We start from the raw sequence: 24,117 nt of genomic DNA, 5'->3' as shown, positions 1-24,117 counted from the left end.
CGGGGGTTCGCGTATTCGTGGTGGAAGCTAGCAGCGGATCAGGCGGCCGACCGTGACAAATCCGGTGCCTGCGGTTGAGGAGCGCGGGCCAGGCTATCGAGAAGCGCGCGCCCCTCGGCATAGAGCCCTGCGCGCCCGGCCTGCCGGATCTGGGCTGCCAGCGAAGAACTCCCCTCGGCGCCGTGCCCGGCCTCGGGAAGCCAGCCGGCTGCACGCTGCGAAGGTGCCTCACGCAGATCGAGAAGCGCCCCGTCGTCGTCCCGAGCCGGGGCATCGCCGTTCCGGACCTGCTCGGAAGGTTGAGCTTCGGTCGGCGGGATCCCCGCGGGCGGCGACGCATTGCCTTCTGGGGGCACCTGCGGCGCTTCATTCCTCTCTTGGTCCGCCGGCTGCCGGGTTCCCTGGCCCTGGAGGCCGCCCTCCTGGACATCCCGGGTGATGGTGATCCGGAACGGGGCCGCAGCCTGTGCGCCGCGGGTGTCCCGCGCGACGATCACGACGTCCAGGTTGCCGATCGCATCGGCCGGCGGACGGCCGATGAAGGTCAGCGTTTCGGTATCGAAGCGCAGCCAGCCCGGCAGCGGCTCGCCGTTGGGCCGCTTTGCCTCGAACGCCAGGCGCTCTCCGGGGTTCGAATGCCGGAAGATCGTGCGCGGCACCTGGAACGTCGCGTTCTGCTCGGGAATCAGCACGCGGTTTCCGGGTGAGCCCACCAGGAGCAGCTCCAGCCGGCGGCTTCCGCCAAGGTCGAAAAGGCTGCTCTGGCTCAGGAGCCCATTTTCCCCTGGTCGATCGCTCCCCTGGAAGCCGCCATTGCCGCTCGCCTCATCGTCGCCATCGATGGGCGGATTCGTGATGAGGCCGGGATCGGCCGGCTTGGTCGGGCTGGTAATCGGATCGTTGTTGCTTGCCGGAGGCGTCCCGCCGCCACCCGTCCCGGTGCCGGGAGCCGGGACCGGGGGCACGGTATCGGGCGGCGTGACGACCGGGGCCTCGGGAAGCGGCGTGACCACGAAGGAATAGGGAATGGTGACCGAGGCGCCGGCCCGGTCGGTTGCCACGACCTCGACCCGGATGGAACCGGCGTCGCCGCGTGCCGGGGTGGCCGTGAAGCTGCCCGTGGCGGGATCGAACCGCAGCCAGCCAGGCAGCGGCGCACCACCCGCGAGCTGCGCGGACAGAGTGACCGTGTCCCCGGTGTCGATATCGCCGAACAGCCCCGGAGGCAGGAGGTAGCCGATCGGCGTTTCCTCGGCCGTGATGCGATCAGGCAATGTGCCAAGCGCCTGCGGCGCGTCGTTGACGGGCGTGATCGCGACGGTGACCTGCTGGGAGGTCTGGGCAGAGTCGCCGTTTTCGGCCTCGGTCGCGATTGCGGTGACCGTCAGCGTGAAGCTGACATCGCGGTTCGCCGGCGGGATGATCGCCAAGCCGGCCAGCTGGGCCGCGGTCAGCGTCGCGCTGCCGCCCGAGATCGCGATCGCATCGCCGGCGCCATTGATCAGCCGTGAGCCCTCCGGGATGTTCGCGATCACGATGCGCAGGCTCTCGGACCCGTCCGTATCGGTCGCGGCCGCGTTGATCACCAACGGGATCGCCGTGTCCTCGAGACCGCTTGCGGAGGCGGACAGCGTCGGCATGTCGGCCACCGGCGTCACGGCGATGGCAATCGTGACATCGTCCTGCTTGGCACCGCCGGAACCGGCGTTCCCGAGATCGTTGGTCACGATCCGCAGGCTGGCCGATCCGCCGAAGTCCTGGCCGGGCAGGAAAACGAGGCCGTCCAGCGCTGCGTTGATGTCGGTGATCGTTCCGGTCATCGTGATGATCGGGTCGCCGGTGCCGTCGCCAACCGTGAAGGTCAGGCCGGTCGTGCGGGACAGGGTGATCGTGCCATTGGTCGCGACGAGCCGGACCTGCACCGCAGCATTTTCCGCATCGGGATCCGCGATGCTGATGCGGTTGCTGCCCGTGAAGGAGAAGGGGGTGTCCTCGCGCGTGGTGACGGCGGTCGGCGCGGTGTTGACCGGCGGATCATTCACGGCGGCGAAAACGACGGTCACGCTGCCCGTCGCCACAAGGGCACCGCCGGTGCCCTGGTCGGTGTCTCCGGTATTGCCGTCGCTCAGGTGCCAGCCGACGGAGATCGAGGCAGGCAGAGAGGCGGCATCGTTGGCAAAGGTGATCTGGCTCAGGACCTGACCGGCCAGGGCCGTGGTCGCATTGGCGCCGAACACGATCCTGATCTGCCCGGCTGCGGGCGCCGACCAGGTTCCGACCGTCACGCCGTCGACCGTCACGTCCCCGCCGTTCGCGAACTGCAGCGTTCCCGTGCTACCGAACCGGTCCTGCGCGTTCGGAGCCGGCACGCCATCCACGACGCGCGAGAGAGTCAGCACGGCCCCAGCCCAGTTGTCGCGGCCGCCCAGTTCGACGTCCGACAGCGCCGCCGCGGGCGCGAGCACCTTGGCGGTGGCAGCCTCCGCGTAGTTGAGGGTGCCGCCGAGGCCGGAAAGCACCGGCGCATCGTTGACCGGAGTGACGGTGAGGGAGACGGTGTCGCTTGCGGTCGAGAAGGGCAAGGTGCCGCCGGTGCCGACCGTGGTGATGTCGGCCGTGCCGCCGTTGCTGCCGGCGCTCAGGTCCCAGGCGCGGATCGTCAGCGCCGAGCCCAGCACGCCGTTCCAGTCGGCGTTCGGCTGGAAGTGGATACGCGTGCTGCCATCCGAGGCCAGCAGGCGCGCCGCACCCTCGCTCGGCGTGCCGAGCGCGGACCAGCTCGCCCCGCCGTCGGTCGAGAACCACCACGTGCCCTGGCTGGCATCGGCGCCCACGACGGCGATGCCCCGCCCGGCCGTCAGGTCCGGGTCCGTGATGCCGCCGATCAGGCTGGAGACCAGCGTGCCCGAGGCAACACCCGCCACCGGCGCGCCGGTATCCTCCGGGATCGCGTCCAGCACCAGCGTGGCGGCCGGATTGAGGACCGGCGCGTCGTTGGTCGCGGTGAGCGTGACGGTGACCGAGCCGGTGCCGGTCAGCGGAACGCCGGTCGCGCCCTGGTCGGGAATGCCGGTGTTGGCGTCGCTGATCGTCCAGCTGATGGTGACGGAGGCCGGCGGGGCATCGCCCGCATAGCGGTAGGCGATGTTCTGCACCACCCGGTCCACCAGCGCCGGCGTAGCGCTGGCGTTGAAGGTGATCTGCAGCCGGCCGGCCGTGGCCGTGGACCAGCTGCCGACCACCGTGGTCCCGTCGAGCACGACGTCGCCATTGCCGGCGAGCGAGAGCGCGCCCGCGCCCGTGAACTGGTCGCTGGCATTCGCACCGCCCTGGCGCTCCAGCGTCAGCACCGCCCCGGCCCAGCTGCCGCGCAGGTCGAGATCGGCATCGGACAGCGCCGCGCCGGGGGCGAGCACCGTGGCGGCGGCGCCCTCCGTGTGGCCGACCGTGCCGCCCAGCCCGGACAGCGCGGGGGCGTCGTTCACGCGCGAGACGGTCAGGGTGATGTCGGGCGAGGTGTAGGTGTCGGTGCCGCCCAGCGCCGTGCCGTCGCCGTCGACGACGGTCAGCCGGGCCGTGCGCGGGGCGGTGTCCGGATGCTCGGAGACGTTCGAGAAGGTCAGGTTCTCGATCAGCGCCTCGACCGCCGCGCGCGTCGCCGCGGTGGAGGTGAAGGTGACGACCAGCGGGGTGGTGCCGCTGCCGCCCGCCACGGTGCCGATGACGGCGCCGCCATAGGTCAGGGTGGTGCCGTCGAAGCCGATCTGGCCGGCGCCGGTGCCCTGGTTGCGGATCGACAGCCGGTCGTCCGCCGTGCCGCCGGAGAGCAGCGCCAGCCTCAGCGAGCCGCCGTTGAAGTCCGGGCTGTCGATGTCGCCCAGCGTGACGGCCGGGCCGATCACCGTCGGGCTCGCCCCTTCGGCGTAGGAGGCCGAGGCCGGCAGCCCGCTCAGCGTCGGCGCATCGTTGACCGGAGTGACGGTGAGGGAGACGGTGTCGCTTGCGGTCGAGAAGGGCAAGGTGCCGCCGGTGCCGACCGTGGTGATGTCGGCCGTGCCGCCGTTGCTGCCGGCGCTCAGGTCCCAGGCGCGGATCGTCAGCGCCGAGCCCAGCACGCCGTTCCAGTCGGCGTTCGGCTGGAAGTGGATACGCGTGCTGCCATCCGAGGCCAGCAGGCGCGCCGCACCCTCGCTCGGCGTGCCGAGCGCGGACCAGCTCGCCCCGCCGTCGGTCGAGAACCACCACGTGCCCTGGCTGGCATCGGCGCCCACGACGGCGATGCCCCGCCCGGCCGTCAGGTCCGGGTCCGTGATGCCGCCGATCAGGCTGGAGACCAGCGTGCCCGAGGCAACACCCGCCACCGGCGCGCCGGTATCCTCCGGGATCGCGTCCAGCACCAGCGTGGCGGCCGGATTGAGGACCGGCGCGTCGTTGGTCGCGGTGAGCGTGACGGTGACCGAGCCGGTGCCGGTCAGCGGAACGCCGGTCGCGCCCTGGTCGGGAATGCCGGTGTTGGCGTCGCTGATCGTCCAGCTGATGGTGACGGAGGCCGGCGGGGCATCGCCCGCATAGCGGTAGGCGATGTTCTGCACCACCCGGTCCACCAGCGCCGGCGTAGCGCTGGCGTTGAAGGTGATCTGCAGCCGGCCGGCCGTGGCCGTGGACCAGCTGCCGACCACCGTGGTCCCGTCGAGCACGACGTCGCCATTGCCGGCGAGCGAGAGCGCGCCCGCGCCCGTGAACTGGTCGCTGGCATTCGCACCGCCCTGGCGCTCCAGCGTCAGCACCGCCCCGGCCCAGCTGCCGCGCAGGTCGAGATCGGCAGCGGACAGCGCGGCGCCGGGCGCGAGCACCGTGGCGGCGGCGCCCTCCGTGTGGCCGACCGTGCCGCCCAGCCCGGACAGCGCGGGGGCGTCGTTCACGCGCGAGACGGTCAGGGTGATGTCGGGCGAGGTGTAGGTGTCGGTGCCGCCCAGCGCCGTGCCGTCGCCGTCGACGACGGTCAGCCGGGCCGTGCGCGGGGCGGTGTCCGGATGCTCGGAGACGTTCGAGAAGGTCAGGTTCTCGATCAGCGCCTCGACCGCCGCGCGCGTCGCCGCGGTGGAGGTGAAGGTGACGACCAGCGGGGTGGTGCCGCTGCCGCCCGCCACGGTGCCGATGACGGCGCCGCCATAGGTCAGGGTGGTGCCGTCGAAGCCGATCTGGCCGGCGCCGGTGCCCTGGTTGCGGATCGACAGCCGGTCGTCCGCCGTGCCGCCGGAGAGCAGCGCCAGCCTCAGCGAGCCGCCGTTGAAGTCCGGGCTGTCGATGTCGCCCAGCGTGACGGCCGGGCCGATCACCGTCGGGCTCGCCCCCTCGGCGTAGGAGGCCGAGGCCGGCAGCCCGCCCAGCGTCGGTGCGTCGTTCACGGGCGTGATATCGACGGTGACAGTGGCGGCCGAGCTGGTCTGGGCGGCACCACCTTGGCTGCTGGCGTTGCCGCCATCGTTCACGATGTAGGCGAGGGTGACCGAGGCCGGTGGGTTCTGGTTCGTGTTCCGGTAGGCGATCTGCTGGACGACCGCATCGACGCGGGCCGAGGTTGCCTGGCCGTTGAAGGTGATCGTGAGCTGACCGCCCGACATGGTGTAGGCGCCAACCGTCGTGCCGTTCAGGACGACGTTGTTTCCGGAAAGCATCAGGGTGCCGGAGCCCTCGAAGACGTCCTCGGCATTGGCGCCGCCGTTCCGTCGGATCGTCAGCGTCGCGCCGCTCCAGTTGTTCGCGGCATCGAGCTCCGCATCGAAGAGGTCGACATTGCCGTCGAGGACGACCGCCGGCTGGTCCTCGACATAGCTCGGCCTGTTGTCGAGCCCGGAGACACCGGGGCTGTCGTTGTGGCGGGTGACGTTGACCGTCAGGTCGTAGGTGGCGGTCTTCCTGCCCCCGCTCCCCTGGTCGGCAGTGCCGGTGTTGCCGTCGTCGATCTGGATGCGCAGCACCAGCGAGGCGGGTGGCGCGTCGCCGTCATGGCGGTAGGTGATCTGCTGCAGCACCGAGGCGACCGTGGCGTTGGTCGCGGCATAATTGAACGTGATCTCGATCCGGCCCGGGGCCGGCATCGAATAGGTGCCGACCGTCGTGCCGCCGATCACGACATTTCCGGTTCCGGCGCCGCTGGACACGAAGCTGAGCGAGCCGGTCGTCTCGAAGACGTCGTTCGCATCGGGCGAGAAGTCGCTGCCGGAATAGCGTGCGATGGTCAGCACCGCGCCGTTCCAGTCGCCGCTGCCTCCGGCGCGGCCGCCGAGCTCGACATCGGAGATCGTCGCATCGGCATCCAGCCGGATGCCGGGGCCATTCTCGGTATAGGTGACCGGCCCGGCGAGACTGCCGAAAACCGGCGCGTCGTTCACGGGCGTGACCGTGATGTCCACGGTCTGGGTCGTCACCAGCTTGTTGGAGGAGCCGTCCTCGTAACCGGCGCCCGGCGTGCTGACCGAGCCAGGGCGGTTGCCCGTGTTGCCGTTGTCGAAGACCTTCACCACGAGGCTGTCGCTGCCGTGGAAGTTCAGCGCGCCACGGTAGGAGAGGCCCGCGAGGACCGTGTTGATATGCGCTTCGGTCCCCGTGATCACGAGAGTCGCGGTGTTGTTGCCCGTGACGCCCGTCGTGTTCGTCACGCTCAGCGTGCCGTTGGTCACCCGCAGTTCGGCCCGCAGGGTGCCGCCGAAATCGTCGGGATCCGCGACGGTGATGCGGTGTTCCCCGTTGAAGGCCAGGGAGGTGTCCTCATCGACGGTCTGGGCGGCCGGTACGGTCACCTGCGGCGGATCGTTGTCGCTCGATGCGTTGATCTGGATGGTCTTGGCGTCGGTCTTTGCCCCCGTGCCTCCGTTCGCGCGGTCGTCGGCGGTCACACGGAGCTGGACCGTCCGGTCGATGTTGTTGGGCGAGGTATAGCTGAGGCCGTCGAGCGCGGCGTTGATCGCGTCGATCGTCCCTTCGATTACGAGCGGCCCGCCGGCACCCGATGTCGACGTGACGGTATGGCCGGCCGCAGGGTCATAGGTGATGCCGTCGACGAAGGTGATGCCGGCGGTCGAGGCGAGCTTGAGGACGCCGTAGCTCGCCGGAGCCGGCGTCCAGCCCTGGGTCGGGTCGAGCGTGATGCGAATCACGTTGGTGCCGGCCATGCCGTTGATCGGCACACCCTTCACGTCGACATCGGTGACGCTGATCGCATTTCCGTTGGCCGTGCTGAACACCACCGGGGCTGTGGTCGACGCCGTCTGCGTCCCCGACGGTGCGGTCACGACGGGCGCATCGTTGACGGGATTGACCGTCACCTGGATGGTCCGCTCGACCTGGCTGGCACCGCCGACGCCGATGCCGCTCGCCGTGTTCGCGAGCACCCTGACGGTGATCTGGTCCGGTGTAAGCGTGTTCGTGTAGTTCAGCTTGCCGGTATAGGTCAGCGTCAGCAGCGCCGCGTTCAGCTGCGCCAGCGTGCCGGTCAGCGTGAGATCGCCGCTGTCGTTGCTGCCGGCCGTTACGGTTGCGCCGTTCAGGTCGCCGATCCGCAGATTGCCGTTGCCGGCCAGGAGACGGATGCTGCCGGTCGCCGAGGCGATCGGGAAGGCGTCGACATCCGCGATCTCGACCCTGTTGGCGCCGGTGAAGGCGAGCGCCGCTTCCTCGTTGACCGACAGGCTGGACGGAATGTTGACGAAGGTCGGGTCGTCGGGCGTGGCGCTGGCGTAGACCGTGAAGGTGTGGGTTGCGACGTTGCTGGTGCCGTCGATGACGGTGCCGTCCTGGTTGACCGGGCCGCCATTGGCCCCGGAGGTCAGGTTTCCGGTCTCGTCCCGCAGCCGGTCGTCCACCGAAACCTTGACCGATACGGCGCCGTCGACATCGGCCGGGTTCCCGCCTTCGTCCACGAAGTCCAGGCTCAGCCCGTTGAGGGCTTGCTGCACTGCGGCGGCGCTGCCCTGAATGACGAGCTTCTCGCCGCGCCCGCCGCCCTGGATGACGGTCAGTCCCGGAATGGGCCCGCTCAGGTTCAGGCGGGCGTTCGGGTTCTGCGCCTCCACCGTCACCTGGACGAAGTCCTGCTCGCCGGTTCCGATGGCGGCGAGATCGAGGTCCGTGATGCTGATCGCATTGCCGCCCGTGAAGGTGAGCGGCGATGCGTTGCCATGGGCGATCGTTCCCGGCCCGGTCAGCGTCGGCTTGTCGTTCGCGGGAGTGATGATGATGTCGAAGCGGGCGACCGCCGTTTTGACGACGCCGTCGCTCACCACGAAGCTGAAGCTGTCGGTAACGGTCTCGCTTCCGTCGTGGGTGTAGGTGATGCGGCCGCTGTCAAGGTCGTCCTGGGTGAAGACGCTTCCTACGCCGAGCGCCACGCCGGACCGCCGCAGCGTGCCGTGATCGGTCGCATCGGTAATCCTGAACTGGCGCTGCACGGTCGTGTTGTCCGGATCGACCGCCGCGAGATGATCCTTCAAGGAGACGTTCGTCTGCCCCTCCGCGACCGTCAGCGGATTGTTCACGCCCGTGCGGACCGTGCCGCCCGAATCCGTGACGACGGGATCCGTCGCGTCGGGGGTGAGGGCAACCAGCGGGGCATCGTTCAGCGGTGCGATCTCGATCGTGATCGAGGCCGTGTCGCTGAGATTGTTGGCGGCCGGGGCCGCCAGTCCGGTCTGGACGGACCAGGCGTCGGCGGGTGGTCCGAGATCGTCGCGGACCTCTACCGTAAAGCCGTCGGTGAAGTTCGCGGCCTGGTCGCCACCGGCATGGACGTAGCGAAGGGCGCCCGTGCCGCCGTCGATGCCGGTTGCGGTCAGCGCCTCGATCGGCAGCCAGTCGTTCGTGGTCACGGCAACCCACGTGGTGCCGTTCCAGCGCTGCAGCGCGCCGTCGGCCGGCAGCGTCAGGACCCTGAACCACAGATTGTCCTTGGCGCCCTCACCCACCTGCAATTCGGGCTGCAGCGCCAGATCCACGTCGGATGCCCGGATCTGCTGGCCGGTGATCCGGACGGTGCCGCCTTCCGTCGTCGTGACGGTCGTTCCCGCCGAGGCGGAGGGGCGGTCGTTGGTCGGAGCGACCTTGATCTCGAAGGTGCTCGTGACGGAATGGGGGCCGCCGTTGCTGACGATGTAGTTGAAGCTGCTGTGGAAGTCCTCGCCGCTGTCGTGGACGAAGCGGACATTGCCGAGATTGATGTCCTGCTGCGTGAAGGTCCCGTAGTCGTGGATCCTCGTCCAGACGCCGGCCGCCTTCAGCTCCAGCCAGCCATTCGCTGGCTGCCCCGTCACGGTGTAGACCACCTCCGCGTCGGGCACGACATAGCCGCCGATCTCGAACTGGTACTTCAGCATGCTCTGGTTGAGCAGAGCGTCCTGCCCCTCGCCCGGAATGGCGGCCTGCGATCCCTGGTAGTTATTGTTGGTCATCCCGATGGGCGTCGGTGTCGGCGCATTGCCGGGATCGGTCGGGGAGCCGCCGCCCCCGCCACCGCCCTCACCGCCGCCACCCTCGCCGCCCCCACCGCCATAGCCGGGATCCGGATCGGAGATCGTCCCGCCTCCCGGCGTGGCATCGGCGATGTTGATGGTGAAGGTTTTGGTCGCGATCGCGGCACCGTCGCGCACGGCGCCGGCTGTGCCCGGCACCGGCCAGGCCTGGTACATCGAATCGCGGACGGAGAAGGTGAAGCTGTCGGTGCTGGCCACACCGTCGCCCTGATGGACGTACCGGACCCGGCCCTGGTCGATGTCCTCCTGGGTGAAGCGGCCGCCGATCCCGAGCGTCTTCCAGTTCGCGCCGCCCGTGCGGTCGATGTTGAGCTGGATCACGCCCTGGGTCGGACGCGATTCCATGAGATAGACCAGGAGATTTCTGTTCAGCGTATCGACGTCGGTGACGGAAAGCTCCGCCGGGCTCAGCACCCTCGTGTCCGTGCCCTCTGCGACGAGCAGGGGGGCATTGACGGCCAGCACCGGATCGTCGTTCACCGGCACGACAGGGATGGTGATCTGGCGTTCCGTCGAGAGAGCGGCGCCAGAGCCGTGCCCGCCGCCCGCATCCGTCACCCGCACGGTGAAGGAGGGCGGCGTCGTGCGGTTGGTCTCGCTGCCATAATGCGAAAAGCGAAGCTGGGCGGCCTCTTCGCCCGAGAAGGTCTGTCCGACCGCGACGGCTTCGCCGGTATCGAAGGTGCCATTGCCGTTGGTGTCCCTGTAGAGGACGCCTTCCCCACCGAGGTTGAGCGATACGATCTCCACCCTCGAATTGGCCAGGCTATCGGCATGGCCGCTCTCGCGGTCGGTGATCGTCAGTCCGACCGGGACGTCCTGTCGCCCCTCGTAGAAGGTGCCACCGGGGGCGAAGCCAACGATCGGGGCCTGATTGACCGGCGTCAGCGAGATCGTGACGGCCTGCGAGGCGCTCCAGGCCCCGTTGCCATCGGCTCCGCCTGCACCGTCGTTCACGGAGATGCTGAAATGATCCGTGTCGCCGGTGCGAACGTCGGCGCCGCCGTGCGAGTAGGTGAGCTTTGCGAGATCGGCCAGAGAGAAGGTGGAGCCGACCACCACGCCGAAGCCGTTGAACCGCAGCGTGCCCGTGGTGGGCAGGCTGTCGATGCGGATCATCACCTGCTCGGGCAGATTGTCCACATCGACGACATTGAGATTGGCCGTCGAGAAGGAGACATCCTTCTGGCCCTCTGCGACCGTGAGGCCGGGTACAACAGGCGTGGGGGCATCGTTGACCGGCGTCACGGCGAGGCTGACGGTCCGGGTGGACGAGGCCAGGGAGAGATCAATCGCCGTGATCGTCAGCGTCGCCGATCCGCTGGCGTTCAACCCCATGCGGTAGACCATCCCGCCGATCGCCGCATTGAGATCGGCAAGGCTTCCGGTCACGTCGATGGTGGCCGAACCGTTCGCGGTGCCGGCATTGAAGGTCAGCCCGGACACGCCAGCCAGCGTGATCGTTCCGGTATCGACCGTCAGCTGCAGCCGCAGGGTCGTATCGGCCGGGTCCGCGTCGCCGACCGTGATCCCGGAGATCACGAGGGCCGTGTCTTCGATCTGCGTCCGGACCGTGGTCGCCGCATCGGAGATGGTCGGCGCCGCCAGGAGATGGGCGTAATCGGCGATCGCCGTATCGTCGAGCGCCAGCGCGGAATCGATCTGCCCCGAGCGGGTCTCCATGTCCCAGTCTCCGCCGAGAGCGGCGGAGCCCGTACTGTCCACGGAAGCGGCCACATCGGCCCCTGTCAGGGCGGCCAAGCCTGCGACGAAGGCCTTGCCGTCTTCGGTCTCGGCGACATTGCAGCCCAGCAGCAGGATGTCGGCCTCGGCGGTCAGGCCCAGGCCCCAGGCCGCGATGGCATCGCGGGCCCCACCAACAAGGGTTGCGGAGCTTATGGAATCGCGGCCCAGCACGATACTGCCGGGCGTACCGTGCGAGATGATCTGCAGCGAGGCGACCCCGCCGCCCGAGACCGCACGCGCGACTGCGGCGATGCCATCTTCCTCGGCACCGATCCTGACGACCTCTACACCGTCGGGGAGCCCTTCCAGCAGCCTGTCGGTATCGGCAATCCGGCCATCCACCACCACCACGGTCCGGCCCGCTGGCAGCGGCTCGGACGTCGTGCCGGCATCGAGGCCGACGATGTCGCCGAGGCTTTCGGCGAAGGCCGCGGTTGCTGTCGTGCGAGATCCGTGGACGGTGATCGTGCCTGGGTCTTCGAAGGCATCGCGCCAACCGGCGATTTCGCTGCCGCGGCCGGTCACGATCGCCTCCGTCAACGGCGCCGAGCCCAGGCGCAGGCCGTCCTCCCCTTCGAAACCCACGAGATGCAGGGAGTCTATTCCCCGGCGGTCGGCGAGCGCCGCTGTGACGCTGTTGACGGGATCAGCGTCTGCAGCGACTACGACGACCTCTCGGCCTGGACCTGCCGAAGCTACAAGCGAGTCACGTTCCGGCGAGCGAGCATCGACCACGACCACAGTCGGGGAGTGAGTGCTGCCATACGAAGAGGGCGCTACAGCGGAGCCTGGGACATCAGGGCCATTATTATCCGGATGGCTATCGGGCGCCGCGGCATCTGCCCCCTGATCGTTCACCTCGGCAATGGTGGCGACCAAGGCTGCATCGAATACCAAGCGGGGCTCGAGCGCCAGGCGGACGGAATGGGATGCGATCGTGGTGCTCTTTCGGGAGGAAGGAGCCTTGGCAGCGGGCTTGTCGTGGGAGCTCGAAGCCATGTCGCGTCCTTCTGTCGTCCGGCAAGAGTGTGTGGAGGCACGATAACGAGACCGTCCGAACAGAGTAATGTGTGATTTGTATAAATTTTGTATACAAATTCAGTTACCCACTAGACATAGAGTTCATCACGCTCCGCCGATCACCAGAATCTACTATAAAGTGAATGACCAGTTCCCCGCCCGCCATGATAGCAATGCGCGAGTTTTAAATCCCCTTAACACTTGCTTATATCTACAGGACCCTTATGATTACTTTTGATGATGAGAGCGCCGATGCAATAATAGGTCTTTTAGCTCATCGTCATTGTCTGCATCTTTCTTTATGCGCGGCTGTGACCGACGGCTGGAGCGGCAGAGCCATGCAAGCATCTGCTTGGCAAGTTCACGGATGCGGGTCGCATTGGGGCCGTCAGACTCGGCGAGCGCCGCTACGCCATGGCCGCCTGGGCCAACAGGGTCTTCGCAGAGACAGCCGAAACTCCCGCCGCCGGCGTCAGACATGCCTCGATCGGCTCACGCCGAGCTCTGGCCAGGGCAGGCGACGACTGGCCGCTGATGATCGTCGCGGGCACCGCCCGCGCCGATTCGGAATTCAGCTTGCGCAGCATCGCGGCCCGTCTCGCCCGGTGAGCATGCGGACAGGCGCCGCCACACGAATGGGGCAAAGGTCGGGGCTGCTCGCTGCGACGCCACCGTGAGTACGGGCAGTCCCGGCTTCCTCGCGATGGCCTACGCGGCTCTGACGGTCGCGATGAAGGTCTCCACTTCACGACGCAACGTCTCGGCCTCGCGGGACAACCCGTCGGCCGCGCCAAGGACCTGCGTCGCGGCGGACCCGGTCTCCGCCGCCGCCTGGTTGACGCCGGCGATGTTCTCCGAGACCTCCTGCGTGCCGCGGGCGGCTTGCTGCACGTTCGAGGAAATGTCGCGGGTGGCCGCCCCCTGTTGCTCGACGGAGGCCGCGATGGCGCCAGCGATCTCGTTCAGCCGCGCGATCGTGCCCTCGATGTTCTCGACCGCCGCCTTGGCGCCTCCAGTGGCGCCCTGGATTTCCTGGACCCTGGCCTGGATCTCCTCGGTAGCATTCGCAGTCTGGTTGGCCAAGGCCTTGACCTCGGAGGCAACCACCGCAAAGCCCTTGCCTGCCTCGCCGGCCCGCGCCGCCTCGATCGTGGCGTTCAGCGCCAGCAGGTTCGTCTGGCCGGCAATCGACTGGATCATCTCGACCACCGCGCCGATCTGGCGTGAGGCCTCGACGAGCCCGGTCATGGTCTCCGCCGTGCGCCGGGCATCCTGGACGGCCTGGCTCGCGATGCGGGTGGAGGTCGAGACCTGCCGGCCAATCTCCTGGATGGAGGCGGCAAGCTCCTCCGTGGCGGTCGCAACGGTCTGCACGTTGGCGCTGGTCTGCTCCGAGGCCGAGGCCACCGCAACGGTCTGGCGGCTCGCCTCCTCGGCCGTGCCGGACATCGCCGTTGCCGCAGCCTGCATCTCCGTTGCAGCCGAAGCGACCGTCTCGACGACACCCTTCACGCTCACCTCGAAGCGGTCGGCTAGGCGCACGAGGGCAGCCTTCCGCTCCTGCTCGGCCCTGGCCTTCGCCTGGGCCTGCTCGGCTTCAAGCCGATCCATTTCGAGAGCATTGTCTTTGAAGACCTGAACCGCCATGGCCATCCGCCCGATCTCGTCGCGTCGCCCGACGGCGGGGATCGCGGTCGTCCGATCTCCGCCGGCAAGCCGGCCCATGGCGGCGGCCAGAGCGAGGATCGGCCGGGTCACACCCCCGGCTATCAGGACGCTCAGGACAGACAGGACGGCGACGATTACGGCCAGGGCGACCCAGGTGAGGAGATCGGCCTTGCGGCGCACCTCCTCGCTCGCAGCGCGTGCAGCGGCACCGACCTCCTGCTGCCGACCGAAGGCGTCCTCGAGGACGGGCTCCACGCGGGCGTATCCCTCCGAGAGCGCCTTGAGCTGCGCGCCGAGCGCGAGCGTGGCCTCGGTCAGCTTCAGGAAGTCGCGCTCGTATGCGGCGAGCTTCTCGGCCATGTCACGCTTGACGGCGTCAGGCAGCGACGAGCCCGTCAGGGCTGTGGCGAAATCGGATACGACCTTCCTGAAGGCCTCCACGTATTTCGGGTTCGTCCGTGCCAGAAAGTCCTTCTCGTGCCGACGAAGCGTCAGCATGGCGATCGTGAGCGCCGGCTGGTCGCGGCCGCTCAGCGAGGCCTCGATGTCGTGCACGGACTTTCGCAACGCGCCTTGCAGGCCGTGGTTCTCATCGAGGCCAATCCGGGCCTGCACCGCCACAATCTCAGCGAAGTTGCTGCCGTAGCTCGTCAGCTCCGTTCTTGCCTTGGTGAGTTGCTCCGAGATGAGCGCCGCCTCGGGTTGTGCCAACGCCTCGGCGATGATCGCCTCGGCCTTGGCGACGAGATCGGCATTACGCTTTGCGTATTTCTCGTCCTTGCGAAGGAGGAAATCCTTTTCGGAGCGGCGCGCATCGAGCAGGGTTGCGTGGAGCGCCTCCATCCGATCACCCATGGCTGCCGCGCTCTGGGCGGCGGCCAGGAACGCTGCTTGCCTTGCCGCCTGGTATTGGTCGAAGCCACCGAGCAGCAGTACGGCCAAGGTGCCCAATGCTCCGACCAGGCCGATCTGGATCCTAAGGCCAAAGCGCGAGAGCAAGTCACCCATGGAGCCACCTCGATTTCAGGCCAGCCGCACCGGTTTGATGGCAGCGCCAGTCACCCTTATATTTTGTCAGGATTAATAAGAAAGTAATGCACTTTCCTAAGTAATTGTCGGCCTTGACCAGGGACAGCACCTTAAGACGCAACCTTGAAAAGTTGCGCGGGGGTGGAATTTTTCTGGCGTTGGAGGAGGCCTGCTGGCTCGCTCTGGCGGTGTTCAAACGTCGCGCACAAGAGCTCGACGATACGTATCAAAGAACGGCCGGGCCCTGCAGTAGAATCCTTCGACCGATGCCCGAACCATGTAGCCGTGGCGGGGCACGAGCCCGTCCAGGTGCTGCGACATGATACTGCGCACGCTGCCGTAATCGGCCGCCTTGTCAGCTCTAGTCGTCGGGCACGTCCCCGCATGGCCGGCGCCCCCGCATCATTCAGGGTCAGGGTACCGCGACCTTGTTCAACCGGCTCGGGCCTCGAGCCGCGCCAGGGCCATGGCGGCGGCTCCGACCATCCCGGCCTCATTTCCGAGTTCGGCGACTGCAATCCTGGAACGGCTCAGCAGGAAGGGCCAAGTGAAGTCAGGCATGTGGGCTTCGATGCGTTCGGTCAGGATCGCGCCGGCGGCAGACATGCCGCCGCCGACAAGGCAGGCTTCCAGACCGAGCGCATTCACGAGGGAGCCGAACACCTGAGCGATGCACCGACAGGCGCCGTCCACAACCGCAGCCGCTTCCGCGTCGCCAGCACCGGCGAGGCCGAAGAGCTCCTCGGCCGATCCCACGGTTGCCGCCCCGCCGCGAGCCCGGTAGGCCTCGATGAGGCTGCCGGATGACGCTACCTGCTCCAGCGTAGCCATCCGTCCACGGCCATCAGGCGTCGATGCCACCGGCACGATGGCACCGAGCTCCGGGGGCTCGCCGTTCGGCCCGGCAATGGCCTCCCCATCCAGGACGACGGCACCGCCCACGCCGGTACCGAAGGTCGCGAGAACGAAGCGCCGCAGGCGTCGGCCGGCACCGAACATGGCCTCGCCTTGGGCGGCGGCGACGCCGTCGTTCTGCACCGATGCCGGGATACGCAGCTGCCGCGACAGGGCTTGTGCGATCGATCGACCGCGCAGAGGAGGGACGTTGCCTCCACCGTCGAGCAGGACGCCCGTCAGGGGGTCGCTGTAGCCCGGCGTCGCAACGCCAATAGCGGCCGGCGGATGCTCCAGCCCGCGGGACAGGCTCTCGCAGATGTCGGCGATCCCGCCGAGAAGGTCATCGAAGCTCCAGGTGCGGTCGAACGGGATTCGCTGAAAGGCGTGTATCGTCCCGTCGGCGCCCACCACGCCGCATTTGATCGCCGTGCCGCCGATGTCGATGCCGAAGGCGTTCATCATGCCGTCCGGGCCAGCTTGATGCCGAGGCGCTGCGAGAGCCCTGGATAGCGCATCCGGTGCGGCTCCATGCCCCGTCGGCGCGCCAATGCCATTGCGAGCCACTGGATTGGGATGATCCCCGCCATTGCGTCGAAGGGGGGCGTGGTGCCGATCATGTCGCTCGGCCAGCCGAAGGGACCGGCCTCCCCGCGGAGGTCAAGTCCGAGGATCCGCACCCCGGAGGCCTGCATGACCGCTGCCACGTGCTCCGCCGTGGCCTTGTGCTCGGCGGTGGCGGCGATCATGACGCAGAGGCTTCGCTCCGACAGGCCGTGCAGACGTCCATGGAGCAGCTCCTCGGTCGTGAAACCGGCCGCAGGAACCCCGCAGATCTCCGAGATCTTCAGGGATCCCTCCTGCGCAGTCCCGTAGTGGCGTTCCTCGCCCGCAATGGCGATGTAGTCCACGGCATCGAGCTCTTCGGCAAGGGCGGTCGCCGCCGCCTCCGCCCGCGGCAGCAGCGCATCCAAATCGGAGACGGGAACCGCCGCGTCCATCGACTTCCCGTTCATCCAGTTGGACAGCTGGGAAAGCACTGCGAGCGAGACCGTGTATCCCTTCGTCTTGGGGCCGACCGGCTCATCCCCGACGGGAAGGTGCAGCGTCCGTCGGGCAACCTGCGCGATGGGGCTCTCCAGATCAGCGGTCAGGGTGATCGTCACGGCACCGGCGGATTGCGCGCGGGTGACCGACTGCACGCTCGTGTCGCTGGTCCCGGTCTGGGACAGCACGACGACACAGGTCGTTCCCGGCGAAGGGATGGGCATCTGCAGGAACGATCGCGGGTTGACGACATCCACCCGGCGATACCCGTTGGCGAGTTCCGGCGCCGCGACCATCAGGGCATTCAGCGACGTCCCCGATCCGACGAGGATCAGACGCTCGGGATCCATGGAACCCCACGGGGCGAGCTGCTCCGCTGCGCCACGCCACGCGTCGGCGATCCTCACGGGCTGCTCGCGGATAAAGCCCTCCAGAAGGCACCGGGGCCCCGCCTCCCGGTTCTGCACGCCGTCACGAGACATGGCCGAGCCCCGCAATGGATTCCGGCACCGACGCGTCCACATCGGATCCATGGGCGATCAGGTCGCCGGTCGCAGCGTCGAAGACATGGCCGCGCCCTGCGTCGAGCGTTGCGAAGATACTCGAGCCCGCGCTGATCCCGACCATGGTCGGCACCACCACCTGGAAGGGCCGGCCCTCATGCAGGCCGATCAGGATCGTCTCCGTACCGAGATGCTCGACAGCGTCAAGCGTCAGCCGCAGCGTGCCGGAGCCGGGCGCTGCAGCGAGCCCCACGAACTGTGGGCGCAGGCCGAAGAGGACCGCCTTGCCCGACCAGGGCTTCAGGGCCGCTCGAAGCGGCGGAGGCACCGGAATGGTGACGGGGCCGCTGCGCAGCTCCGTTCCGTGCTGCTCGACCACGCAGGGCAGCATGTTCATCGCGGGCGATCCGATGAAACCTGCGACGAACGCGTTCGCAGGGCGTCTGAAAAGCTCGAGCGGAGCGCCCGCCTGCCGGATGCGGCCGTGGTCGAGCACGACGATCCTGTCGCCCATCGTCATGGCCTCCACCTGGTCGTGGGTGACGTAGATCATGGTGGCCCCGAGCTGCCGGTGCAGCCTCACGAGCTCGGTCCGCATGTGGACGCGAAGATGCGCGTCGAGGTTCGAGAGCGGCTCGTCGAAGAGGAAGATCTTGGGTTCTCGCACCATCGCGCGTCCCACGGCGACACGCTGGCGCTGTCCGCCGGAAAGCTGCGCGGGGCGGCGCTCCAGAAGGGCGTCGAGACCAAGGACACGCGCAGCGGCCCTCACGCGCTCGTCGACCTCCCTGGCCGGAGTCTTCCGCATGCGGAGTCCGAAGGCCATGTTGTCGTAGACCGACTTGTCCGGATACAGAGCGTAGTTCTGGAAGACCATCGCGATATCGCGATCCTTCGGCAGGACGTCGGTGACGTCGCGCCCGTCGATCCAGATCTCGCCGTCGCTCGACGGCTCGAGGCCGGCGATCAGACGCATCAGGGTCGACTTTCCGCAACCCGACGGGCCGACGAAGACGACGAACTCGCCCTTTTCGATCGCAAGGTCCAGCGGCGGGATCACCTCGTGTGAACCGAACCGCTTTGCGACCTTGCGCAACTCGAGGAATGCCATGTCCGTGTTTCCGTTCCTGGCGTCACCGTCGACGCATGTCCGACCGGCGCCTCATCCCTTCACGGCCCCGATGGTCAGGCCGCGGACGAGGTGACGCTGAAAGAAGAGCATGAAGGTCAAGATGGGAAGCATGATGCCGATTGCGCCGGCGGCCGAGAGAGACCAGTAGTTCAGGTCCTCGCCGCCGTACTCGGCGATGGCGACCGGAAGCGTCTTCGTGTCGGTCCCGGTCAGGACCAGCGCGAACAGGAACTCATTGTAGGCGAGCAGCAGGCTGAACAGCGACGTGACGACCATTCCCGGGCGCGCAAGAGGCAGGATCACGTTCCAGAAAGCCTGCCAGGCGTTGCATCCGTCGATGTAGGCGGCCTCGTCCAGCTCGCGCGGGATCTCGAGGAAGAAGCTGCGCATGAGCCAGACGGTGAAGGGCTGGTTCAGGGCCACCATGGCCGCGATCATCGCGGGGTAGGTGTTGATCATCTCCAGGGAGCGGGCCATCACGAAGAACGGGATGACCAGGAGCACGTGCGGGAACATCCGCACGACCAGCAGGCTCATGAGCAGCGAGCGGCTCGCCCGGGTCTGGATCCGCGACAGGGCATAGGCGGCCAACGTCCCGACCGGCACCGACACCAGGACCGTTCCGGCCGCGATGATCGCGCTGTTGAGGAAGAAGCCCAGGAAGCCGCGTCCGAGCCAGATGTCGACGTGGTAGCGGAAGGTCGGCTCCACGAGGATCTTGGGCGGGATCGAGAAGGCGTCGATGGGTTCCCGGATCGAGATGAGCAGCGCCCAGACGATGGGGGTCAGGCTGAAGACCGTGAAGAGCGTCAGGCCGACCAGGATCAGGACCTGGACCCGCATGCGCCTAACCATCAGAACGCCCCCTTGTCGCGGCGGTAGACGACGGAGATCACCATCAGGATGAGCCCCGTCACCACGAGCAGGGTCAGCACCCCCATGGCCGAGGCGCGGCCCACCTCAAGCTGCTTGAACGCAAGCATGTAGGTGTAGAGGGTCATGGTCTCGGTGGCCGTTCCCGGTCCGCCGCCGGTCAGCACATAGATGCTGTCGAAGGTCCGGAACGCATCCATCAGTCGAATCGCCAGAACGAACAGAATCTGAGGCCGCAGAGCCGGCAGGATCACATGCCAGACCAGGCGCGCTCCGGAGGCGCCGTCGATCCGTCCCGCCTCCAGGAGGGATGGGTTGATCCCCTGAAGGCCCGCGAACAGGATCAGCATGATGAAGGGGGTGAACTGCCAGATGTCGGCGACCACCAGGGTGACGAAGGCCCAACTTGGCGCCCCCAGCCAGTCCGGCGGGAAGATGTTCATCGAGGCGATCAGGGCGTCTGCCAGGCCCCAGCGCGATGCGAAGACCCAGCGCAGGAAGAGCGCGGCCACGACCGGCGTGATCAGATAGGGGACGAACATCAACGTCGAGAACAGCTTGGCGCCGCGCACGAGCTTGTAGAGCGCAAGCGCCAGAAGCAGACCCAGCACGAACTCGATCAAAATGGAGACGACGACAAGCGACAGGGTGACGCGGAGCGCGGACCAGACGCGGTCCTGGGCAAGCAGGGATACGTAGTTCTGCAGGCCGATAAAGTTCGAGCTCGCAGCTCCCAGGTAAAAGTCCGTGAAGCTGAGGTAGAGGGCGTAGGCGAGCGGATAGATCTGAACGGAGATGATGATCAGAGCACTCGGCACGACGAACGGCCAGAGGGAGCGCCGTCGGTCGAGCCGGCTCCTGCGATGCGTGGATGCCATGGAATTTTAAGGTCCGCTGCCGTGCCGTCACAAGGGTGGAAGGACCGGGATCAACCGATCCTTCCAGTTCCGAAGCCGATGCTATCTCTTGTAGAAGCCGCGGCGGGTCAGGAACTCCTCGGCCTCCTTGGCACCGGTGTCGAGCGCCTGCTGAACCGGCATCTCACCGGTCACCGCCTGGACGATGCGCCGCGAGACGAGTTCGCTGACTTCCTTGAACTCCGGGAACTTCGGGAATGAGGTCGCGTTCTGGAGCGCCGGCACCAGGACGCGGTAGTAGCGGTAGCGCTGCTGGAGCTCGGGATCCTGGAGCACGGAGATGCGCGTGGGAACCGCTCGATCCGAACCTTCGCGCTGGTTGGCGGCGCTCAGGGTCGCCGCCAGCAGGCGGAAGAGCGTGTCCTTGTTCTTGGACGAGAACCTGGAGATCGCGTAGCTGTCGGCAACCACGATCTGCTTTCCGCCGGGAGGTGCGACCCAGTTCATCTTCCCGATCACCCGGGACTGCTGCGGGTTTTCCATCGCGCCTGTCCGTGTCAGCCACTGCAGCCCCATGGCGGCGGCGCCCTGCTGGAACAGAATGGTCGACTCGTCGTTGCCGTTGGCCGTGTAGCCGCGCGGCGCGAACTGGGCCATGCGCTTCATGGTCTCGATGGCCTTCACCCCGTTGGGGCTGTTGAAGACGGGCTTGCCGTCCTTGTCGAACCAGCCGTCGCCGATCGCATTCAGGTACCAGTGCGCCTCGTTCATGGTGCCTTCGCCCTTCAGCGTCATCACCGTGCCGGCCATTGCCGGAGAGTGCAGAGCCTTTGCCGCCTTTTCGTAATCCTCGAAGGTCGCGGGCGGGGTCAGGCCCTTGTCCTTGAAGACGTCCTCGCGGTAGGCGAACAGCATCGTATTGGTCAGGATGGGTAGCGCGTACTTCTTCCCGTTGTAGGAGACGGCGTTCAGGGCGGCAGGGGCTATGTCGTCCAGCTTGAACTCGTCCTTGTATTTCTCGAAGAACTCGTCAAGCGGCTCCAGCCAGCCATTCGCGGCGAAGTTCGTGATCGTGAGATCATTGCCCCACAGAATGTCGATCGAGTCCGATCCCGAGGACAGCGTGATGGTCTGGAGTTCCGCCGCCTGCGCATTCGGCATCAGGTCCGTGGTGACCGCGACCCCGGGCAGTGCGGATTTCATTTTCTCGGCATAGAACTCCAGCGCCGGATACCGATGGCTGACAAGCCTGACCGGCTTGCCGTCTTGCGCAGTCGCCGGTCCGGCGCTGGTCGCCATGACGATGGCCAGCGCGCCGGCCAACATGGTCCCGGTGCGGGCAAGCCTGCCGACAAGGCTCTTACTGGTTCGTTGCATGACGTCTTCCCCCCTTCCCGCGGTCGTTGCTGCGCTCGCGTGTTCTGGAGCTGCATTCGGTTAGGGCCCGAAGCTTCTCCCGATTGGATTTTTCCATCCTGCATGAGCCCCAACAATCCGTAAACCCCTCCTTTTTGGCCTTGGCTGTCGGCCATAAGGGGGCACGGCGGTAAACTTCTATTATATAGAAATAATGCCTTCCCACGGTCCCCGACCGGGGCCTATGCTCGCAGAGGAGGTTTGAAATGGTGAATGTCAGGGGGGCGAACCTTGAGCATGCGCGGCGCCTGAACCGCCGTGCGGTCCTCGATGCGGTTCGGCTACGGGCGCCCTCGTCCAGGGCCGAGATCGCGCGACTGACCGGCCTTTCACCTCAGACCATCGCCAACATCACCGACGAGCTCTGCGCGGCCGGCCTGCTGATTGCGAAAAGCTACAGGACGGGGGGACGGGGGCAGCCAGCGCTGGGTTTCGAAATCAATGCCGAAGGCGGGTTCACGTTCGGAATCTCGCTCGACCACAGCGGGCTGGTGATCCTGCTGACGGATGTCGCGGGCGGCATCAGGGACCGGGAGCAGCTGCCGCTGAAATCGCTGCCTCCGGAGATCGTCATCGGGATGATCGCCTCGGCTGTCGAGGCGATGCTGGCCCGCTCGGGCGTGGATCGACGCAGGGTCTGGGGCGCCGGCGTGGTCGTGCCCGCGCGCCAGTCGGATGGGCAGGTCGTCGCCTATGGCCCCTGCACATTGCCGTCCTGGAAGCAATTTCCCCTCAAGAGCGAGCTGGGCACCGCCCTCGGCATGCCGGTCTTCGTCGAGAATGATGCGGTCGCCGCTGCCGTTGCAGAGCGGCTCCATGGGATCGGCAAGGCCCATGCGGACTTCGTGTACCTGTATTTCGGCGCCGGCATTGGCGGGGGATTGATGCTGGGCGGCAGGCCCTACCGGGGAGGCTCGGCGAAGGCGGGACAGCTCGGCCATGTCGTGGTGCAGACCGGAGGAAGGCCTTGTCATTGCGGCCAGTGCGGCTGCCTCGAGCGCTATGCGTCGCTCTCCGCGGCGCAGGCGCTGCTGACGGGACTGCCCGAAGGGGAGCAGCCTCTGGACATCGCGCTGATCAACGATGCCTTCATGCTGGGCGACGCCCAGCTCCTCGGTTGGATGGACGAAGCCGCGGACAAGCTCAGCACGGCCGTCCGCATCATCGATTACATCTTCGACCCCGAGGGAGTCGTGCTGGGTGGCATCATTCCCCGCCCGCTCCTGGAAGGGCTGCATGGACGACTGGTGCAGCGGCTTGCCGGAGGCCGGCCGGTCGAGGACCGGGCGCCGCCGACGGTCCTGGTCTCCGAGATCGGCCGCGACACGCCGGCGCTCGGCGCCTCCGCGCTTCCCATTTTCGACGGCATCACCCCCGAGCTCAGCCTCGTGTTCGAGGCTGGCTCGGTCGAGGCGATCTGAGATCGGCCATGCAATCCTCGCCTGCGCCATCCGCGAACGGGACGGGCTCGCCGCCGGAGTGCGCCGACGGGGCAGTGGAGCTGCGGGCCGGCCGGGCCGGCGCCACAATCGCCGCGCGAGGGGCCGAGGTCATCTCCTGGTCGATCGCAGGCCGGCAGCTTCTATGGTCCGGGGACAGCGCATGGTGGCCCCAGGTGAGCCCGATCCTCTTCCCGATCGTCGGCCGCGTGCGGGAGGGCCGGGCGCTCGTGGACGGCGTCGCCTATCCGCTCGGGATTCACGGATTTGCGTCGTTCCAGCGCTTCGAGATCACCGAGGTTCTGGAGGGCGCGGTCCGGCTGGAGCTCCGTGCCACGCCCGGGACGCTGGCGCTCTACCCCTTCGACTTCGGGCTGAGCATTGCCTACGAGCTGACCGAATCGGGGCTTTCGGTCGCCATCGAGGTCGCGAACCGCGGCGCTGGCGACATGCCTTATGCCGTCGGGTTCCATCCTGGTTTCCGATGGCCACTGGCCGCGGAGCCGAGGAGCGCACATACCGTGCGGTTCGAGGCCGAGGAGCGGGCCGAGGTTCCGATCCTGACCCCGCAGGGCCTGTTTTCGGACAGAAGACGGCCCGTACCCATCCTCGGCCGTGACCTGCCGCTGTCCGAGGACCTGTTCGCACAGGGTGCGCTCTGCTTCCTCGATGCGGCGAGCCGTTCAATGGTCTTCGGCGCCGGTCCGGGCGGTCCGTCGATCCGCATGGCTGCGGAGAATCTTCCGCATCTCGCGCTCTGGTCCAGGCCGGGCGCCGGCTTCCTGTGCATGGAGGCCTGGAGCGGCCACGGCGATCCCGACGGCTTCGAAGGCGAGCTCCGCGACAAGCCATCGATGCGGATCCTTCGACCCACCGAGAGGGCGACCCATCGCGTGACGCTGGAGTATCGCGGGGGAATGGGGGCGGGGCATGCGGCTGCGGACGCCGCCCGGACGTAAACGACGG

The 24,117-nt window shown here is 67.5% G+C and carries 11 protein-coding genes; 2 read left to right on the top strand and 9 right to left on the bottom strand.

The annotated features are described in order from the left end of the window. Positions 1 to 38: 38 nt before the first annotated feature. The 9 genes from JUB13_RS21055 to JUB13_RS21015 form a co-directional block, all read right to left on the bottom strand. Positions 39 to 12,272: a DUF4347 domain-containing protein gene (locus JUB13_RS21055; protein WP_236025116.1), complete on the bottom strand. Its 12,234-nt coding sequence runs from the start codon at positions 12,270 to 12,272 to the stop codon at positions 39 to 41. Between the two features lie 428 nt (positions 12,273 to 12,700). Beyond that, positions 12,701 to 12,880 (bottom strand): hypothetical protein, encoded by a 180-nt coding sequence (locus tag JUB13_RS21050; protein WP_207482349.1) that lies wholly within the window; start codon positions 12,878 to 12,880, stop codon positions 12,701 to 12,703. Between the two features lie 121 nt (positions 12,881 to 13,001). Next, a complete protein-coding gene (locus JUB13_RS21045; RefSeq protein WP_236025115.1) occupies positions 13,002 to 14,969 on the bottom strand; it encodes a methyl-accepting chemotaxis protein in 1,968 nt (655 codons plus the stop codon). Between the two features lie 453 nt (positions 14,970 to 15,422). Beyond that, positions 15,423 to 16,346, bottom strand: coding sequence for an ROK family protein (locus JUB13_RS21040; RefSeq protein WP_236025114.1), 924 nt, complete (start codon positions 16,344 to 16,346; stop codon positions 15,423 to 15,425). Then, positions 16,346 to 17,338, bottom strand: coding sequence for an SIS domain-containing protein (locus JUB13_RS21035; RefSeq protein WP_207482345.1), 993 nt, complete (start codon positions 17,336 to 17,338; stop codon positions 16,346 to 16,348). Before JUB13_RS21035 ends, JUB13_RS21040 begins: the two co-directional genes overlap by 1 nt. A 64-nt stretch (positions 17,339 to 17,402) precedes the next feature. Beyond that, positions 17,403 to 18,545 carry an ABC transporter ATP-binding protein gene (locus tag JUB13_RS21030; protein WP_207482344.1) on the bottom strand — a complete coding sequence of 381 codons (1,143 nt, stop codon included), beginning with the start codon at positions 18,543 to 18,545 and terminating at the stop codon, positions 17,403 to 17,405. A gap of 51 nt (positions 18,546 to 18,596) precedes the next feature. Beyond that, positions 18,597 to 19,409 (bottom strand): carbohydrate ABC transporter permease, encoded by an 813-nt coding sequence (locus tag JUB13_RS21025; protein ID WP_207482343.1) that lies wholly within the window; start codon positions 19,407 to 19,409, stop codon positions 18,597 to 18,599. 11 nt (positions 19,410 to 19,420) lie between these two features. Beyond that, entirely contained in the window at positions 19,421 to 20,317 is an 897-nt protein-coding gene (locus JUB13_RS21020; protein ID WP_207482342.1) for a carbohydrate ABC transporter permease, read from the bottom strand. Between the two features lie 81 nt (positions 20,318 to 20,398). Beyond that, positions 20,399 to 21,673, bottom strand: coding sequence for an extracellular solute-binding protein (locus JUB13_RS21015; RefSeq protein WP_207482341.1), 1,275 nt, complete (start codon positions 21,671 to 21,673; stop codon positions 20,399 to 20,401). Between the two features lie 245 nt (positions 21,674 to 21,918). On the opposite strand from JUB13_RS21015, the gene JUB13_RS21010 reads away from it, so the two are divergent. Beyond that, positions 21,919 to 23,133, top strand: a complete 1,215-nt coding sequence (locus JUB13_RS21010) for an ROK family transcriptional regulator (RefSeq protein ID WP_207482340.1) — start codon at positions 21,919 to 21,921, stop codon at positions 23,131 to 23,133. 8 nt (positions 23,134 to 23,141) lie between these two features. Further along, positions 23,142 to 24,110 (top strand): aldose 1-epimerase family protein, encoded by a 969-nt coding sequence (locus JUB13_RS21005; protein ID WP_207482339.1) that lies wholly within the window; start codon positions 23,142 to 23,144, stop codon positions 24,108 to 24,110. Positions 24,111 to 24,117: the final 7 nt, after the last annotated feature.

Origin of the sequence: Arenibaculum pallidiluteum (assembly GCF_017355985.1) — a bacterium.
Taxonomy (GTDB): Bacteria; Pseudomonadota; Alphaproteobacteria; order Azospirillales; family Azospirillaceae; genus Arenibaculum; species Arenibaculum pallidiluteum.
Note: the sequence above shows the minus strand (reverse complement) of the source record. Positions and strands in the feature narration are given on the sequence as shown.

What these genes read in the sequence shown, in the direction of transcription:
- JUB13_RS21055 (WP_236025116.1), bottom strand. Translation starts at nt 12,272, where the DNA reads ATGGCTTCGAGCTCCCACGACAAGCCCGCTGCCAAGGCTCCTTCCTCC.
- JUB13_RS21050 (WP_207482349.1), bottom strand. Translation starts at nt 12,880, where the DNA reads ATGCTGCGCAAGCTGAATTCCGAATCGGCGCGGGCGGTGCCCGCGACG.
- JUB13_RS21045 (WP_236025115.1), bottom strand. Translation starts at nt 14,969, where the DNA reads ATGGGTGACTTGCTCTCGCGCTTTGGCCTTAGGATCCAGATCGGCCTG.
- JUB13_RS21040 (WP_236025114.1), bottom strand. Translation starts at nt 16,346, where the DNA reads ATGAACGCCTTCGGCATCGACATCGGCGGCACGGCGATCAAATGCGGC.
- JUB13_RS21030 (WP_207482344.1), bottom strand. Translation starts at nt 18,545, where the DNA reads ATGGCATTCCTCGAGTTGCGCAAGGTCGCAAAGCGGTTCGGTTCACAC.
- JUB13_RS21025 (WP_207482343.1), bottom strand. Translation starts at nt 19,409, where the DNA reads ATGCGGGTCCAGGTCCTGATCCTGGTCGGCCTGACGCTCTTCACGGTC.
- JUB13_RS21020 (WP_207482342.1), bottom strand. Translation starts at nt 20,317, where the DNA reads ATGGCATCCACGCATCGCAGGAGCCGGCTCGACCGACGGCGCTCCCTC.
- JUB13_RS21015 (WP_207482341.1), bottom strand. Translation starts at nt 21,673, where the DNA reads ATGCAACGAACCAGTAAGAGCCTTGTCGGCAGGCTTGCCCGCACCGGG.
- JUB13_RS21010 (WP_207482340.1), top strand. Translation starts at nt 21,919, where the DNA reads ATGGTGAATGTCAGGGGGGCGAACCTTGAGCATGCGCGGCGCCTGAAC.
- JUB13_RS21005 (WP_207482339.1), top strand. Translation starts at nt 23,142, where the DNA reads ATGCAATCCTCGCCTGCGCCATCCGCGAACGGGACGGGCTCGCCGCCG.